This window comes from Lacrimispora indolis DSM 755 (genome assembly GCF_000526995.1).
GTDB classification, from domain to species: Bacteria; Bacillota; Clostridia; order Lachnospirales; family Lachnospiraceae; genus Lacrimispora; species Lacrimispora indolis.
The window spans coordinates 6,100,956-6,116,897 of sequence record NZ_AZUI01000001.1; the positions used below are offsets into that span (position 1 = coordinate 6,100,956).

14 protein-coding genes are annotated in these 15,942 nt (G+C 43.4%); 7 read left to right on the forward strand and 7 right to left on the reverse strand.

Translation table 11 applies throughout. The features are described 5' to 3' along the window. The first annotated feature begins 60 nt into the window (after positions 1–60). The 7 genes from K401_RS0129570 (at position 61) to K401_RS0129605 (ending at position 7,263) form a co-directional block, all read left to right on the forward strand. Positions 61–762 (forward strand): FadR/GntR family transcriptional regulator, encoded by a 702-nt coding sequence (locus K401_RS0129570; RefSeq protein ID WP_024296338.1) that lies wholly within the window; start codon positions 61–63, stop codon positions 760–762. 894 nt (positions 763–1,656) lie between these two features. Further along, entirely contained in the window at positions 1,657–2,052 is a 396-nt protein-coding gene (locus K401_RS0129580; RefSeq protein WP_024296340.1) for a transporter permease, read from the forward strand. Between the two features lie 241 nt (positions 2,053–2,293). After that, a complete protein-coding gene (locus K401_RS0129585) occupies positions 2,294–3,976 on the forward strand; it encodes an ABC transporter substrate-binding protein (RefSeq protein WP_024296341.1) in 1,683 nt (560 codons plus the stop codon). 47 nt (positions 3,977–4,023) lie between these two features. Continuing rightward, positions 4,024–4,992: an ABC transporter permease gene (locus K401_RS0129590; protein WP_024296342.1), complete on the forward strand. Its 969-nt coding sequence runs from the start codon at positions 4,024–4,026 to the stop codon at positions 4,990–4,992. A gap of 1 nt (position 4,993) precedes the next feature. Continuing rightward, positions 4,994–5,830: an ABC transporter permease gene (locus tag K401_RS0129595; protein WP_024296343.1), complete on the forward strand. Its 837-nt coding sequence runs from the start codon at positions 4,994–4,996 to the stop codon at positions 5,828–5,830. A gap of 9 nt (positions 5,831–5,839) precedes the next feature. Then, a complete protein-coding gene (locus K401_RS0129600) occupies positions 5,840–6,670 on the forward strand; it encodes an ATP-binding cassette domain-containing protein (protein ID WP_242837916.1) in 831 nt (276 codons plus the stop codon). Next, entirely contained in the window at positions 6,661–7,263 is a 603-nt protein-coding gene (locus K401_RS0129605; protein WP_024296345.1) for an ABC transporter ATP-binding protein, read from the forward strand. The genes K401_RS0129600 and K401_RS0129605 overlap by 10 nt, the downstream gene beginning before the upstream one ends. A gap of 72 nt (positions 7,264–7,335) precedes the next feature. Here the strand turns inward: K401_RS0129605 and K401_RS0129610 are convergent, their stop codons facing one another. From K401_RS0129610 to K401_RS0129655, 7 genes are all read right to left on the reverse strand, one after another. Continuing rightward, positions 7,336–8,643, reverse strand: a complete 1,308-nt coding sequence (locus K401_RS0129610; RefSeq protein ID WP_024296346.1) for a HAMP domain-containing sensor histidine kinase — start codon at positions 8,641–8,643, stop codon at positions 7,336–7,338. After that, positions 8,636–9,337 (reverse strand): response regulator transcription factor, encoded by a 702-nt coding sequence (locus K401_RS0129615; protein WP_024296347.1) that lies wholly within the window; start codon positions 9,335–9,337, stop codon positions 8,636–8,638. The genes K401_RS0129610 and K401_RS0129615 overlap by 8 nt, the downstream gene beginning before the upstream one ends. 302 nt (positions 9,338–9,639) lie before the next feature. After that, a complete protein-coding gene (locus K401_RS0129625) occupies positions 9,640–10,209 on the reverse strand; it encodes an N-acetylmuramoyl-L-alanine amidase family protein (RefSeq protein ID WP_024296348.1) in 570 nt (189 codons plus the stop codon). Positions 10,210–10,789: 580 nt separating this feature from the next. Continuing rightward, a complete protein-coding gene (locus K401_RS0129635) occupies positions 10,790–11,203 on the reverse strand; it encodes a Fur family transcriptional regulator (protein WP_024296350.1) in 414 nt (137 codons plus the stop codon). Between the two features lie 262 nt (positions 11,204–11,465). Next, positions 11,466–12,464 (reverse strand): MBL fold metallo-hydrolase, encoded by a 999-nt coding sequence (locus tag K401_RS0129640; RefSeq protein ID WP_024296351.1) that lies wholly within the window; start codon positions 12,462–12,464, stop codon positions 11,466–11,468. A 796-nt stretch (positions 12,465–13,260) separates the two neighbouring features. Beyond that, complete coding sequence (locus K401_RS0129650; RefSeq protein ID WP_024296353.1) at positions 13,261–14,106, reverse strand: TIGR03943 family putative permease subunit; 846 nt, start codon at positions 14,104–14,106, stop codon at positions 13,261–13,263. Then, positions 14,103–15,674: a permease gene (locus K401_RS0129655; RefSeq protein ID WP_024296354.1), complete on the reverse strand. Its 1,572-nt coding sequence runs from the start codon at positions 15,672–15,674 to the stop codon at positions 14,103–14,105. The genes K401_RS0129650 and K401_RS0129655 overlap by 4 nt, the downstream gene beginning before the upstream one ends. Between the last annotated feature and the right edge of the window lie 268 nt (positions 15,675–15,942).

The following is a 15,942-nucleotide window of genomic DNA, read 5'->3' on the forward strand; positions in this document are numbered from 1 at the left end:
TGTATGATAAAATGGTATTGATTTCTGGTATGACCAGAGCCAGAATAAGGGGGAAAAAACATGGAATTTCAGAAACTTAGCGCTTCCAGCTTAAAAGAAATGTTTATTTGTCAGATTCGTGACATGATTTTATCAGGGCATATCCCGGTTGGAAGCAAATTACCTCCTGAAAGGGAGATTGCGAGACAGATGCAGGTTAGCCGTGCAGTGGTTAACAGTGGGTTTGCAGAACTTGAAAAACAGGGCTTTTTGGAAGTACATCCAAGGCAGGGAGTGTTTGTAGCAGATTACGGCAAGAACGGAAATATCAATACCTTAAATGCCATTATGGAATATCACGGAGATACACTTGGACAGGCAGAAATTTACTCCATACTTGAAGTACGCCGGGCATTGGAGCATCTGGCAACGGATTCCATTATAAAGAATTCATCCAATGAGGATATTCTTGGATTGGAAGGATTATTAGAGGAAGTTGCAGATGCAACTTCGATTGAAGAAACGGTATCAGCCACCTTTTCTTTTCATCACAGACTTTCCGTTATCAGCGGAAACAGTATTATTCCTTTAATTTACATATCTTTTAAACCTGTTGTAACACAGCTTTGGAAACGTTTTTGTCTGCGTTACGGGAAAGAGGCACTATACGACAGCGTACTTTGTTTATATAAATGCCTCAAAGACCGTGATGCGGAGGCGGCAAGACGATGCACCGATAAACAGCTGGATGAGGCTTTGGAAGGTGGTCATCAGATATATTAAGTGAATATAATAAGAAGGGCCGGAAAAGGAGCCGTCTCTTTAAGTTAAAATAAAGCCGCAAGCATGCCTGCGGCTTATTGTTTAAATGAAGATAGTGGGATTCGGACCCATGACCTCTTGAATGCCATTCAAGCGCTCTCCCGATATGTCGGATGTGCACCCCCACAAACCATCTTTTTATACGTTAGTAATACTTACTCAGCTGTAAAGAGCTATTATAAATGTGTTTTTACTTATGATACTTTAGTAATTGATGTTTCTCTAGTTATGCTATCAATTCCGTTTAGAAATTGTTGTATATCCAGGTTTAATTCAATATCCAGTTTGTAATCCTTAAAGACATTGACCCGTTTTATAATGTGACTGGTTACCATCTTCTTTATTTCCATATCACTCTCATCGGAAATCTCTGACCATGTGCGAATGCGGGAAAGCTCTATTTTCATTTCCGCAATCGAGCTTTGGTTATCTCCAATTTCATTATCTCACACAATTCATTGAAAAGCTATATGAATAGTTTCTTAAACATTGCAGCAGAAAGACCAGAACTCCACCAAATTATCAAATTGATAACGGGAGAGATCTGGTCTATGAATTATAACCCCAAAAACCAAATTCATATCATAATATTATAACTGCAACTGTGAAAGTGCGGAGCGTACAATTGCAGTTTCATAATCGTCTTGTATTCCCCGCACATAATTGAGTTGCCCTTTTACGCTCTCCAAGTCCTGGGCAATCCCCTGATAAGTTTTAAATAGCTGCAGGTTTAGGAAGTTCTATTACCTTAATTGGTTCTCCGCCAAATATGATCGTCAATGATGCATTGATTTCCTATAGTAATGGTGGCATGAAGTTCGGCTTCTTTGAATACAGCAAAGTGGAATCCCGCTTTTGGCTGGGGGAATCCTTTACATTCTATTAGCAGGACATAAACTTCTGCCAAACAAAGATTCCAGCAACGAGTTTATCAATAAAGAAATGGATTATAGTAATGTTCCTGCATGGAAACAATATTTATCATTAATTATCTTGGTTATCGCAGTGTTAGGTATGGTTTTTGAGGATTCCATCGGTATTCCGCTGTATATAACTTCTACTGTTGGTGCCGTAATACTGGTGCTTGCCAAAGTAGTTTCAGAAAAGGAAGCCGTTCAGTCTTTTGAGATTACTGCCGTATTTCTGGTTGCATTCATGACCCCAGTAGCAATGCCTTGTTCAACTATGGTATTACAGCCAGGTAATGCAATATGGAACAACTCCGGTAAATTTATGATTAGGATAATCTAACTCATAGAATCAAGTATACAGGGATATAGTTGAGAAAAAGAATGGATCCGCCTGCTATCTCATAAAATTCCATAATTAATTCTGTACCAGAATTCTGAAGAATCCTGAAGAATACGGAGAACTGGTTGAATTTACCGGCCCTGTTTATTATAGTTAGACATGATTAACTGATTGATCCATGCACATTAAAATTTGTATGGATCAATTAAACAGCAAAACATTATTATACGGAGGTAAAAAAATGGAAAAACCCCAAAATTTGCCCTTAAAGCGGATCATGCCGCTTCTTATGGCAATGATTTTAACGTTTGCATCTATCGTTTCAGGGTGCGGCTCTTCTTCCTCTTCTTCTCAGCCTTCCTCTTCATCTCAGGCACCGGAAGAATCAAAAACATCGGCGGAATCCACCACAAAGAAGGACGAGCTGATTCTGGCTGTAGGTAAAACCGATACCGGTATGTTTGACCCCAAAAAGGGCTGGGGCACCCATGCGCAGATCCGTCTGACCCACAGCTCTCTCCTGCGGATTGATTCCGACATGAATTTTGTTCCCGACCTGGCCGAGTCCTATGAGGTCAGTGAGGACGCGCTGACATGGACCTTTCCCCTGCGGGATGATGTGAAATTCTCCAACGGCAATCCGGTTACGGCGGAGGATGTCAAATTTACATATGAAATGCTTCAGGCGGACGGGGTAAAATTTGATTTATCCTTTATGAAGTCCATTGAGGCAAAGGATGCGCACACAATTGTTATTACGCTGTCTGAGCCGCGTTCCACCTTTGTCAGCCAGCTTACCGAAATAGGAATTGTTCCAAAGGATTTATACGACGACAATTATTCCGGTAATCCCATCGGCTCCGGTCCCTATAAGGTTGTTCAGTATAATGACGGACAGCAGATCATCATGGAATACAATGAATACTGGTATGGAACAGAGCCGCAGTTTAAAAAACTGACGCTTCTCCTTCTGGAAGAAGATGCTGCTCTTGCTGCTGCTAAGGCGGGGGAAGCCGATATTGTTTATGTTCCGCCCACGTTTGCAGACCAGGCTGTGGACGGCATGACCCTTCTTAAATTTGAGAGCATTGATTCACGGGGAATCTCCATGCCCACACAAAAAAGCGGAGGAAAAGGAAAGATCAACGAAAATGATGTCAATGTAGGGAACGATGTGACCTCTGACCTGGCTATCCGCAAGGCGTTAAGTGTGGGATTAAGCCGCGATTCGATCCTTGATATTGCACTGGATGGCTATGGACAAAAGGCATTCTCGCTTTGTGACTATTTACCCTGGTTTAACGAGGAAACCGTCATTCAGGACGGAAATATGGAAGAGGCCAGGAAAATTCTTGCTGACGGCGGGTGGGTGGACACCGACAAGGACGGCATTGTTGAAAAGGATGGCCTGAAAGCAGAGTTTGATTTGCTGTTCAGCTCCAGCGACCAGCTTCGAAGCGACATGTCTCTGGCTGTGGCAGATTTGGCACTGGAATTCGGCATTAAGATTAATGCCAAAGGAATGACCTGGGATGAGATATATGTCAAAGGTAAGGAAAACGCAGTAATGTGGGGCGGTGGGCGCCACCATGCCCATCAGTTGTATACCATGTATTCATCCAAGGTTCTTAATCAGGGATATAATAATATGACCCACTACACGAATCCAACTGTGGATGAATATCTGTATAAGGCCATGCACGCAGCGACCCAGGAAGAAGCCAACAAGTATTGGAAGCTGGCGCAGTGGGATGGCAAAACAGGCTTTGGCACACTCGGCGACATTCCTATCATCTGGCTTGCACGTGTGGATCACCTGTATCTGGCAAACGAAAAGCTGAATGTGGGCAGTCAGCCGATTCACTCTCACGGCCATGAATGGGCTCTGTTTGGAAACATCACGGAGTGGACATGGGAAGACTGATCCGTTAATGTTTAAAAAGACACTGCGAAAAGGAAGGAGGAAGTTTCGTGACAAAAATAATTCTGATTCGTCTGTTTCGCATGATCACTTTAATTATCGGGCTATCAATTCTGACCTTTACTCTGGTTCACTTATCGCCCATGGACCCTGTAAATGCTTATGTCGGCGGGGACAGCTCCGCATCTCCCGAACAGATTGAAAAAATCAAGGAATATTGGGGGGTGGATAAAAGCCCGGCCGAACAATATTTTTCTTGGGCAGGATCTTTGCTTCAGGGGAATTTCGGGATATCCAAGCTGTACCGCAGCCCTGTAATTGATATCATCAAAAGCCGCGCTGTGACCTCGTTTGTATTGATGGGAACCGCATGGGTGCTGTCCGGGATTCTGGGGTATCTCTTAGGTGTTATTTCGGCCATGAATCGTGGGAAACCACTTGATAAGGCTATCAAGTGGTATAGCTACACGCTGGTCTCCACCCCAATCTTCTGGCTGGGGCTGATTCTTCTGATTGTTTTTGCGGCAGGTCTTAAATGGTTTCCGGTAGGACTTGCCGCACCGGCCGGCGTTCTTGACAGCGAGGTGCGGTTCATTGACCGGGTGCGGCATTTTGTGCTGCCTGCCCTCACCTTAAGCATCCTGGGAGTTGCCAATATCGCCATGCATACCCGTGAAAAAATGATCGATATTTTCAACACCGAGTATGTACTGTTTGCCAAGGCAAGAGGGGAAAGCAAATGGCAAATTTTTAAAAATCATGGTTTTCGCAACTCCATCATCCCTGCCATGTCCCTGCAATTTGCCTATTTTGGCGAGCTGTTTGGCGGCTCGGTGCTGGCGGAGCAGGTATTTGCTTATCCAGGGCTCGGCAGTACCCTGACCACTGCCGGATTAAAGGGGGATCTGCCCCTGCTGATGGGGATCATCCTGATCAGTTCCCTGTTTGTTTTTCTGGGTAATTTTATTGCGGATATATTAAACACAGTTGTCGATCCGCGCATGAAGGGAGCTGAGTAGGATGCATAAGAAAAAAAAAGAACAGAATGTAAAAAGAAAAATGATGCGGATGCTTGCAATTTCTTCCGTGCTTTTACTGATCATCCTCATCCTTGGCTTCACACTCAGTGATGCAAACCTGCGGCTGAGCGCAGTGGGAAAAAACCTCCCCCCAAGCACACAGCATCCATTCGGCACAGACTGGCTGGGGCGTGATATGCTGACAAGAACCATGAAAGGGCTGCGTTTGTCCCTTGCGGTGGGAGCATTTGCTTCTGTCATGAGCGTAATTGTTGCAACCGTAATGGGAATCGGAGCAGCCACCTTCGGGAAAAAAGCAGATAATGTGATTTCATGGGTGATAGATTTGTTTATTGGAATGCCCCACCTTGTATTTATGATCTTGATTTCTTTTATTATGGGCGGCGGTATCCGCGGCATTGTACTTGGGGTATCCTTTACACACTGGATGTCTCTGGCCCGTGTGGTGCGGGCGGAGGTACTGCAAATTAAGAGTGCGGAGTATATCCATATTTCCCAAAGCTATGGAAAATCGCCCTGGTATATTGCCTGCAGGCACATTTTGCCGTCTGTATTTCCACAGATCATGATTGGCTTTCTGCTGATGTTTCCTCATGTTATCCTGCATGAAGCTGCGCTGACCTTTTTAGGGTTTGGACTGTCTCCCCAGACTCCTGCCATCGGCATCATCCTTTCGGAAGCAATGAGCCATATTTCCACCGGAAAATGGTGGCTGGTGCTCTTCCCAGGGTTGCTGCTGGTAATTGTTATTAAGAGTTTTGACAATATCGGTGAGCAGCTCCGTATCCTGATGGAGCCTGCAAGCTCCAATGAGTAAGGGGGATAGATGGACAATATGAAAAAAACACCTCTTTTACAGGTGGAAAAGCTGGCAATTGGCTTTTCACAATATTTGAAAGGAACAAAGAAACGCGTCATTCAGCCGATTGCGGATTTGCATGTGGATATCAGCGAAGGCGAAATCGTGGCGGTTGTGGGCGCAAGCGGTTCCGGTAAAAGTCTGCTGGCTCACGCCATACTTGGTATACTTCCCGGCAACGCCATATGCGAAGGGCATATTACATACCGGGGCGGGGAACTGACGCAAGAGCGCAAGTGCAAACTTCGGGGGAAGGAAATTTCCTTTATTCCTCAGTCAGTCAATTACCTTGACCCTCTTATGCCTGTTGGTAAGCAGGTACAAATTGGACTGGGGAAAGGGGATGCAAAGAGAAAGCAGCTTGAGCTGTTTAAGCAGTACGATTTGCAGGAAAGAGACAGCAGGTTGTTTCCTTATGAGCTTTCTGGCGGTATGCTGCGCCGCGTACTGTTTGCAACCAGTGTACGGCAGGGGATACGTCTGGTGATTGCCGATGAGCCCACTCCCGGCATCCATCCCCAGGCACTTTCGGAGATTTTGAAACAACTCAAAGCGTTTGCAGATAACGGGGCAGGTGTCATGCTGATTACCCACGATATCATGTCGGCGCTGGAGATCGCGGATCGTGTGGCGGTCATCCAGGACGGACGCACTGTGGAGATTTCCGAAGCCTCTGCTTTTGAAGGAAATGGCCAACGCCTGCAGACCGATTATACCCGCAGACTGTGGAGAGCTTTGCCGCAAAACGACTTTGATCTGGAATTTCAAAAGGAAGGAGGAAACGCATCATGCCTTTAACCGGTGAACACCTGGGGTTTTATTATCAGAAGGACCGCTGGATTTTTAAGGATACCAATGTTTCGGTTTCGCCTGGGGAAGTGCTTGGCTTATCCGGATACAGCGGGTGCGGAAAAACCACTCTGGCCAGAATCTTAGCCGGATATGTTTCTCCCTGCGAAGGCCGTGTAACACTGGATAATAACGTTTTTAAACGGCACAGATTCCGTCCGGTACAGCTTATTTACCAGCACCCGGAAAAGGCCATTGACCCTAAATGGCGCATGCGTGAGGTACTGACCGAGTCCTATTCGCCTTCACAGGATATTCTGGATGCCTTTGAAATCAGGGACGAATGGATGAACCGCTGGCCCATTGAGCTCTCAGGCGGAGAATTGCAGAGGTTTTGCATTGCCCGTGCCCTGCATCCCGAGACGAAGTATCTTATAGCGGATGAGATGACCACCATGCTGGATGCGATCACACAGGCCAGGATATGGCACAGTCTGCTTCACATATGCAAAGACCGGCAGCTGGGCTTGATTGTGGTCAGCCATGAAAAAAGCCTGATCAACCGTATTTGTGACCGGGTGCTTGAAGTCGGGAAAAACTGACAGGAAGATAAAAGACAGAGGGTGCCGCAATTTGATTTTTCATTTTGCGGCGCACCTGCTTTTTTTATGCTGTCAGATGAGCGGAAAATGCAGTTGGACGGTATATGTATCTCCCTGCTGTTTGTGGATAAAATTCCCACTGTGCAGCAGCATTATTTTCTCACAGACTTTTAGCCCAAGACCTGTACTCTGCATTATTTCAGGGGAGTTCAGAACATGATTCCGGATCATAAGCGTAAGCTTTTGGGGTTCGGTAACAATATTCAGCTGGATTGGGCAGCCGGGATCGGCATACCGGCATATATTGGAAAACAGGTTATCAAATACACGCTGGATCATTCCCCGATCGATTTTAAGTCTGACAGCCGGCAGATTTATACTGCTTTTAACCTTAAAGCCACTTTGTTCCATTAAAAAAACGTGTTCGTTAATGACTTCATCCAGGATTTCATTCACTGTACAGTTTCTGAACTGAAGCTGTTCATGAATGCTCGTGGATATAAAAAAATATTCAAACAGGTTGTTTGTCAGGCTCTTTATCTGAAAAGCACGATTTTTGCATTTCTGTAGGAAGGGACTTTGTCCGGCGGGAACCGCCTCACCCTCCATTACCTCCAGATATCCGATCAAAGCTGTAAGCGGGGTCCGCAAATCATGGGAAATACCTGTCATCAATTGGTTACTGGCAGTTCTTACTTTGTCAGCATACTGTTCCCGGGCGATAAACGCTTTACGCATCTCATCTATCTCCTGTGCCAGAGAAGTGAGTTCATCATTGCCTTTTACGGTGATTGTGTAATTGAGATCACCGCCTTCCAAAACCTTGATCTCCTGTTCCAGAGTATTGATGTAGGATACCTTTTTGCGAATGAACAGGATCATAATGGTGATGAAGCATAGAAAAAATAAAAGCAGGTTTAAGCAGGCTGCATAGTCTGTATAGCGATGTTCAAATAAATCATTGATAAAAGCAACGGATTCCCCATCTGCAAAGCTCAGTGTATGACCGTTTTGCCAGGAAAAATTGATATCCTGTGTACGGCTTTCAAGAAAAAACCCTGGAAACACTGCGTGAGAGCTGTACAGCAGTATGTTATTACGGTAAACAGCAACCTCGGTCAAATCTTCTTTTTCCATCCATCTATCCAGCATGGAGATTTCTGACAGGGATAGATTGCTGTTTTTCACATATTGTTGAAGGCTTTCTGCTTTTTCCTGAATATGTTGGGATATCACTTTCGGCTGCTCACAATACACATGGATTATTTTACGGGAAATATTTTGTGAAATAAGAAATAGTGTAGCCGAAACAAGAAACGCTGCAATGGCGGACACCAGCAATTTATGTGAAAGCCTGCATTCGCCTTTCGTATTATTCAATGTAATATCCCCTTCCCCAGGCAGTTCGGATATATTGCGGATGGCCTATATCCTTCTCCAGTTTTTTTCTTAGGTTTTTTATATGTACCATCACCGTATTGTTTGAAAGGGGAAGAAAGGGCTCCTGCCATACATGTTCATAAATTTCACGGGCAGAAAGTGTTTTTTTTCGGTTCTGTAAAAGGAGTCGCAGCACCTGATACTCAATGCTTGTCAGCACAATCTCCTGTCCCGCAAGTGAGACAGTTCCTGTGTCCTGATCCATATGCAGATCACCTGCTCTGATTTCATTTTTAACAACTGTTTCCGGTTTTTGGTAAATAAGGCATCTGCGAAGAAGCGCCTTCACCCTTGATATCAGCTCAACAGAAGAAAAGGGTTTTACCAGAAAATCATCTCCGCCACGGGAAAAACCCTCTGCTTTGTCGGTATCCTGTGTTTTGGCAGACAGGAACAAAATGGGAATTGTCGTTGTTTCTCTTATCATTGAACAAAGCTCTAAGCCGGAACGGCCTGGCATCATAATATCTAATATTATTAAATCTGCATGAGATTTAAGCATGATCAACGCGGTCTCCCCATCGAAGGCTTCCCGCACGATAAAGCCTTCCCGGTGCAGCAGAATGCGAACGATTTCCCGGATTTCCGGATCATCATCCACAATAAGAATTGTTGCGCCTCTGGTCAGACTCATTTATCCCACCTCCACTCCGTCACGTTGTGAAGAACCGCAACAACTTCACGAATATCCTCACGGTCATCCATAACCATGTTTTTTAAAGCGCATAATATTCTATCAACTCCTTGTTTCATCCACAATATTTGATTATTATATTATAATTTGAGATAAAGGCGAAAGTAAAGGGGCTGTTGCAAAAAGAAAGATAAACACCATATACTGTATGCATAATAATATAATGTGTTATGTACTCTTCACGGCAAACAGCCCTTATATTCCGGGGTCTGCCGTAAAGAGCTCCCCTCATACCATGTCTGTTAAGCGAAGCCAAAGTACCGCATCAATCCTAAGTAAATGCCGTAAGCAAATCCGTATAGGTCATTACGTAACTTTTCCACATCCGAAAGATTGCTCAAATATGCCAATTCAACAAGATTTGCGGGCATATCTGCATTTCTTAAAACATATAAGGAGGGATTTTCCCTGATTCCATTATTTCTCGTTCCGGTCACCTGGGTTACTCCATCCATGATCTGTTCCGCCAGCCATTGAGCCTGTGTGCCATATTGGTAAATGTACACCTCTGTCCCATTATAGGCGGGATTAGGATTATAATTGGCGTGAATGCTTATAAAGTAGTTTGCCGGCCATTCATTGGCCATGCGGACTCTCTCTGCCAGGCTGGTGGTATTGTTTGTTCCCAATACAGTATCTGGTTCCGGCCTGGACACACGTGCCTCAAACCTTGGATCATTATTCAGCAGGCTCTGTAAATACAGCCCCACCTGATAATTTATTTCCGATTCTGTCAAACCGTTTGCTTCCGCGCCGCTGTTAAAGTATCCACTGGGATTATGACCCTGATCAATAAATATTCTAATAGCCATATCTGTATTTCCTTTCATAATCAGCTACTTTCAATATATTCCAGGGTCTCCCAATTGCTACATTTTCCGTGATTTTTTTACAAATTCTGGGTACAGCCTTCTTCGTTACTGAGCCGGAGCTGCTATCAGAATTTCCCGTATAACGAAATAGATACATACAAATGGCGCCAACTGGATTACCGCACTGATTGCGGAAAGCACGCAGGAAACGATTACAAGCGGCTTATACTTTCCGGTAAATTCAAGCAGACGGGACACCCCTGCTTTTTTGGATTTTCCATGATTTGCTCCTTTCAAAATGGAGTTGGATAATAAGAGTTCTTTGTGAAGTTAGTTAAAACTAACTTAAATTCAAAAAATAAAGAAGTCCGCCACTCCTTATTTACATAAAATTTAATTTTTACAGCCTTACTAACGGCCAATACCATAAATGATTATTACTATAGACCAGTTGAATGTAAACGCACATCATTCGCAATAACTTATTATAAAGTGTTCTGACCTCTTTGTCAAGGTTTCTGTCTTCCCGTACTCAAGGTACTTAGATACAAGGCAAGCGTATCATGCGCCTGCCATTACATCATTTATTAATACATTCTTTGCAATATCCGTAAACTTCTAAATTATGTCCCTTTATATTAAAGCCATCATCTACCATCTCAGGCAATACTTTTTCCAAGGGACAGTATTTCAGGGGGAAAATTTCCCGGCACCCTAAACAGACCGCATAATGATTATGCTGAGACCGGTTGAACTCGTAAACCGCTACTTCATTATTCATGATCGCGAATTTAGTAACTGTTCCCTTCTTTACAAAAAGCTCAAGAGAACGGTAAATTGTTGAAAGCGCAACCGTTTTAATATCCTTTTGAATTTCTGTAAAGATTTCAATGGAACTTAAAGGCTTTTCTGCATTTCTAAGCACAGTAAGCATGCTTTCACGCGGTTTAGTTCTTTTTATGCCAGAAGGCCAGCTTTCAAAATTCTCATCCATAATAGTATTTATCTCCGATAAAAGTAAAACTGATCCTATGAACTATAATGGGCTCTTACTCGATATTACCATATGAATCCTTTGATACCATTATGAAGACATCAGTAATTAAATGCATACCTGACTATTATGCAAGTCAAGTCAGTCTCCAGCAAAAACTGTCCTTTTTTAAAGCAAAACAGCATAGAGTTCTTCCTCTTGCAGCATTTAAATTGATATGATTCATACCAAGGAGCAATTATCTTACACTATCTGCCGCTTTTCATTCTATGATTTGATCTCCATCCTTAACACAATAATGCTTTTTTACTCCCAGTTCTGCCATCCATCTTCGGGTTGCCATGGTTTTCCATGGGCCGCTGTTTGGGCCTCCCCCATTATCATTATCCCACAGCCACTGCGGAGTTGGCCACAGACAAATTTCCGGTTTCAGGTCTTTGTATACCTCATACCCCACACCCTCTTGTCCATGATGTGCCATAGTAACTATATCGCAGTCCAAAGCACCTAAGTTACAATCCCTGCGTAAAAGCTCTCCGGCTTCTTCTCCCATATCCCCCAAAGTTACAACATTTGTTCCATTTAAGGAGACCAGGTATGTAACTGAGCTGTTGTTAATCGGATTTTGTTCAAGCAAGTAAGATTTATTTAAAACCTGTATCTGTGCAGGCCCTGCATGAATTATTTCCCCAGCCTGTAAATTTTTATGAAGCACAGCTTCCGGCATTAAAGACAGCGCTCCTCTTAAATAGGATACCATTCCCACAATTCCAGGGTCCTTCTGCTGGTACCATTCATCTTCTGCAAGGGAATAATATATCCCATCAATCGTTAATTCATCTCGATGCCTATAAATAACTTCCGCAATGGCTCCTACATGATCCGGATCGGGATGGGTCAGTAGCCATGCCTTTACATGCCCCCCCTTTTGTTTGATTTGATTAAACAGGTATTCCGCATTATCGGTCCAACCTCCATCAATGACCACCAGTCCGCCTTCTCCATCCTCTATGATAACTGACAACTGCTGTGCCGCTGTATCATGATTGGCCAGCATAGTCAGGCGCCCTGCTCCAAAAAGAGAACTAGGGTCTGTTACAGGAGTCGATACACTTCCCCATGCACCTATCTCAATCTCTGAATCGGAAAACAATGGATCAACCGAATGTGTTTCTTCTGCATTTGCGGTTAACGGTGTATTTGCGTTAGACACACACAGTGCGAGCACCAGTAAAAACAATCCCCTATATAATCTTTTCATAGTATTATTCTTCCTTTTCCTTCTATTATTTATTGTTTTCCTTTGTAATGGATCAATTATTTAAGCAGATTTTCAGATAGCATTTTTACAATTATCCCTAAGGCGATTTATACGTTTTTGTACAATAAGGTTTAAAAGGGTTACCTGCATTGCCTGTATACCCGCCGGAATGCCTACAATCATAATGTTTTTCAGGGTGGATATACTCAGCTGAATACCGTAAAGCCACAGCCTGTACCGTTCATAGAAAGAACACAGATGCCAAAATACCAAAATGTCCGCACCACGCCCCCCACTAATTAGGGTGACTGGCCTTTCACAACCAGGTATATTAGGGCGCAACATAACCTGCTGCTTTTCTCCCAAACCTACACTATGTTTGCAAATTATCCAATTCTCCATGTTTCCGCAAGGACAGGCTGCCCCCCTTCAGCTGTATTGACCGCCAAAGATTCAAAAGCCATATTTAAGACGCCATCTCTCCCAAAAATAAATGAGGATTGATATCCCGTATATCCTTCGTGCTGGCAAACACATCTCATCCTTTTTTATCTCTGAGCCTAATCCAGAGCTGAATTCTGGCTGTTTTTCACCTTGGGAACATGCCGTGACAGACATACATAAGGCTGTTGCCGGTATAATTGCCGTAATCTTTCTAAACTTCATTTCTCCCCGTCCTTTTATAATATAGCACATAATGCAAATGCTTTTCATTTGCATTATGTGCTATATTATAAGTTAGTTACGGATAACCGTCAAGAGACTTTTCGTTGTATCTTAAAGAATCAATTTAATTTTAATACGGATAGACATATCCCTCCACTTTTTCTGCGGGTGTTATTTTTGTCACCGCAATATAAGGATCTGCATACTTATGTCCATTATAATCTTCGTAGTTTAAAGTCAATGTTCCCTCTACGGTTATCCACGAATCTTCTTTTAAACCTGTTACTTCCCTGTAATCACAGAGAAAACCTGCAGGAGCCAGATCAGCGACACAACAAGTCATTGCCAGACGAGCGACTGCAAACTCATTTTCTCCATAGGTTTCTGGATCCTTCAGCACATATCCGGTTATTACAATGGTATATCCTTCGTATTCTTCCATATGCATGTACAGCTCTGAATACCACATTCCAAACAAATCATCCGATACAATAATTTTCTTTTCTTCCTTATTCAGCCCTGGCATTGCGTTCTCATTTTCGTCTTTGGCAGGTGGCTTTTCTAATGAAACCGTCTCCTGCTGCAGGTCAGATGTCCCCTCCATCTGATCCGGAATACGCTCAGGCTCTTTTCGTTCTGCTTTACTTATCTGCAGCTTTGAGCCTTCACCAATGGTATTGTAAGAAGAAACATCAAGGGGTGTATGTGGAAGCAACATAATTAGGACAGGGATAATTAACAGGAAACAGTGGTTCATGCGTATTTTATATCTTGGCCTGAACAATCTCCCGGTTCCGGCCAATGCCCATAATCCCAAAATACAGGCGGTAAAATACAGATAAGGCCTCATTCTCGGAGTAACATACCGAAGATAAGCTCCGCTTGCAGCGAGATAAACGATCATTCCTCCAAAAACCATTTGACATAGGATTTCAATTAACACCTGAGGATTTAACACTTTGACTGTTTTCTTCATAACCTAATTCCCCATATCCCATACAGCAAAAAGACCAGGAAGAAGCATACCGCGACAGTTACCAGCATCAGTTTCACTATAAATCCCTTCTTAAATCCGGAGTAGAGCATCAGCATATTCTTAATGTCCATCATTGGCCCAAATACGAGAAACCCCATAACAGCCCCGGCCGGCAGCTGGCTGGCAAGGCTGCGGGCAATGACCGCATCAGATGAAGAACACAGTGACAGGATAAAAGCCGCTGCCATCATCAACAGAATCGAAGCTGCCAGTCCGCCTCTGTACTGTGTAAGAGTCAGCGGCCCATCTCCTAACGCCTGAAAAACGGCGGCTGCCAGTATTCCAATCAGAAGGTATTTGCCTACCTGAAAAAACTCAGCCTGCCCATGACGCAGACAAAGTACCAGCTTTCCTGCCAGTGATTCAGCTTTTTGACTGTCCTCATAACAGCCGCACGCACAGATGAACCGGCTTCGTCCACCCCCCGAAAGGAGCGGGGTCTCTCTTTGGAAAACAGCAGCAAGCAATCCAATCAAAACTGCCGCTAAAGCACCTATTCCTGCCCGACCAGCGACCACCGTCATGTTACCGCCAAACGCATAGAAGGTTGACAGCAACACAACTGGATTCATGACAGGGGCCGCCATCATAAAGGTGACTGCCACCGGCAGAGGAATTCCTTTTTTAATCAGACTTCTAAAAACTGGAATTGAAGCACAGTCACATACCGGCAATAAAAATCCTCCGGCTAATGCTGCTGCCATTCCCAAAACAAGAGACTTTGGAAACCATCGTTCCAGCATTCCATCCGGAATCAGTATCTGAATGACAGATGAAAGCAAAATTCCAATAAGCAAAAAGGGAACTGCCTGCAGGGTCATCCCAAAAAACAGATTGACCATTCTACTGATTGGTAATCCCTCCAGTCCGGAAATGATTCCTGCCAGAAGAAACAAACAGATGATAAGCATAAATTCCATGAAAAAGGTGCTGACCGGTCCATCCGGCTCTCTTAAAACCAGCTTACAAAGTTTGCTGTAAGAGGTCATCTCTAAAATTTGTAATCCGGGATTCACCTCTTCCAACAGACGGCGGGTACGTTGATATTGACTTTTTTTATGGTAATTGCGGACAATCGCTATGTCACTTTCTGAAATCTGATCAATTAAATAAATTCCCATTCCACTGAGGAGGAATTCCAGTTTCTCAGCGTCCACAATATGGATTACCTTTTTTAACTGGCAGACTGAGCTGAACACCGGGTCCCAAAACAGTGATAAAAGCCAGGAAAAAGGGGCTGTTCCATTCCATTCAACCCAAATCTCTTCCCAGCCTCCGTTTTGTACAACCTCGTAAATCTGATTAGGAATCTGTTCCTGCTGCTGGTCCAATAACCTTCTGGGAATCTTCAGTTTCCTATGTCCAGTATAGCCGCAAAAGAGAGCTTCTTCGCCATCCTCAAACTGTATTACCAAAGCTTTTACTTTCCTTTTATCAAACATATTGTTTAAAAAGGTGGTTTTTCCTGCATCCAGGCTCCCTGTGATAACATAAACAGGTATTGCCATTTTCCTCCTTTACCCAAAAGATACCTTGAAATCTCTTATAAGGAAATCAAGTCTCATTCTCTATGTCCTCCATACTTTTTATTCACTTGTCTAACAATTTATACCTTTTAAAGATTTCACAAATGTATCTAGCACACAAAATCTCATTGCAAATTATTGGATTACATTATAAGATTTTCTATGTTAAAATAAAGTAAGATAAATTTAAAAGCTGTTATCAATCCATTTATATATTAAAAGAAATTGTGAAATAAACTTATACGTATTA

Bases quoted from the DNA above. Each gene is read 5' to 3' on its own strand.
- K401_RS0129600 (WP_242837916.1), top strand. From the start codon at position 5,840: ATGGACAATATGAAAAAAACACCTCTTTTACAGGTGGAAAAGCTGGCA.
- K401_RS0129595 (WP_024296343.1), top strand. From the start codon at position 4,994: ATGCATAAGAAAAAAAAAGAACAGAATGTAAAAAGAAAAATGATGCGG.
- K401_RS0129585 (WP_024296341.1), top strand. From the start codon at position 2,294: ATGGAAAAACCCCAAAATTTGCCCTTAAAGCGGATCATGCCGCTTCTT.
- K401_RS0129625 (WP_024296348.1), bottom strand. From the start codon at position 10,209: ATGGCTATTAGAATATTTATTGATCAGGGTCATAATCCCAGTGGATAC.
- K401_RS0129635 (WP_024296350.1), bottom strand. From the start codon at position 11,203: ATGGATGAGAATTTTGAAAGCTGGCCTTCTGGCATAAAAAGAACTAAA.
- K401_RS0129640 (WP_024296351.1), bottom strand. From the start codon at position 12,464: ATGAAAAGATTATATAGGGGATTGTTTTTACTGGTGCTCGCACTGTGT.
- K401_RS0129650 (WP_024296353.1), bottom strand. From the start codon at position 14,106: ATGAAGAAAACAGTCAAAGTGTTAAATCCTCAGGTGTTAATTGAAATC.
- K401_RS0129655 (WP_024296354.1), bottom strand. From the start codon at position 15,674: ATGGCAATACCTGTTTATGTTATCACAGGGAGCCTGGATGCAGGAAAA.
- K401_RS0129615 (WP_024296347.1), bottom strand. From the start codon at position 9,337: ATGAGTCTGACCAGAGGCGCAACAATTCTTATTGTGGATGATGATCCG.
- K401_RS0129605 (WP_024296345.1), top strand. From the start codon at position 6,661: ATGCCTTTAACCGGTGAACACCTGGGGTTTTATTATCAGAAGGACCGC.
- K401_RS0129570 (WP_024296338.1), top strand. From the start codon at position 61: ATGGAATTTCAGAAACTTAGCGCTTCCAGCTTAAAAGAAATGTTTATT.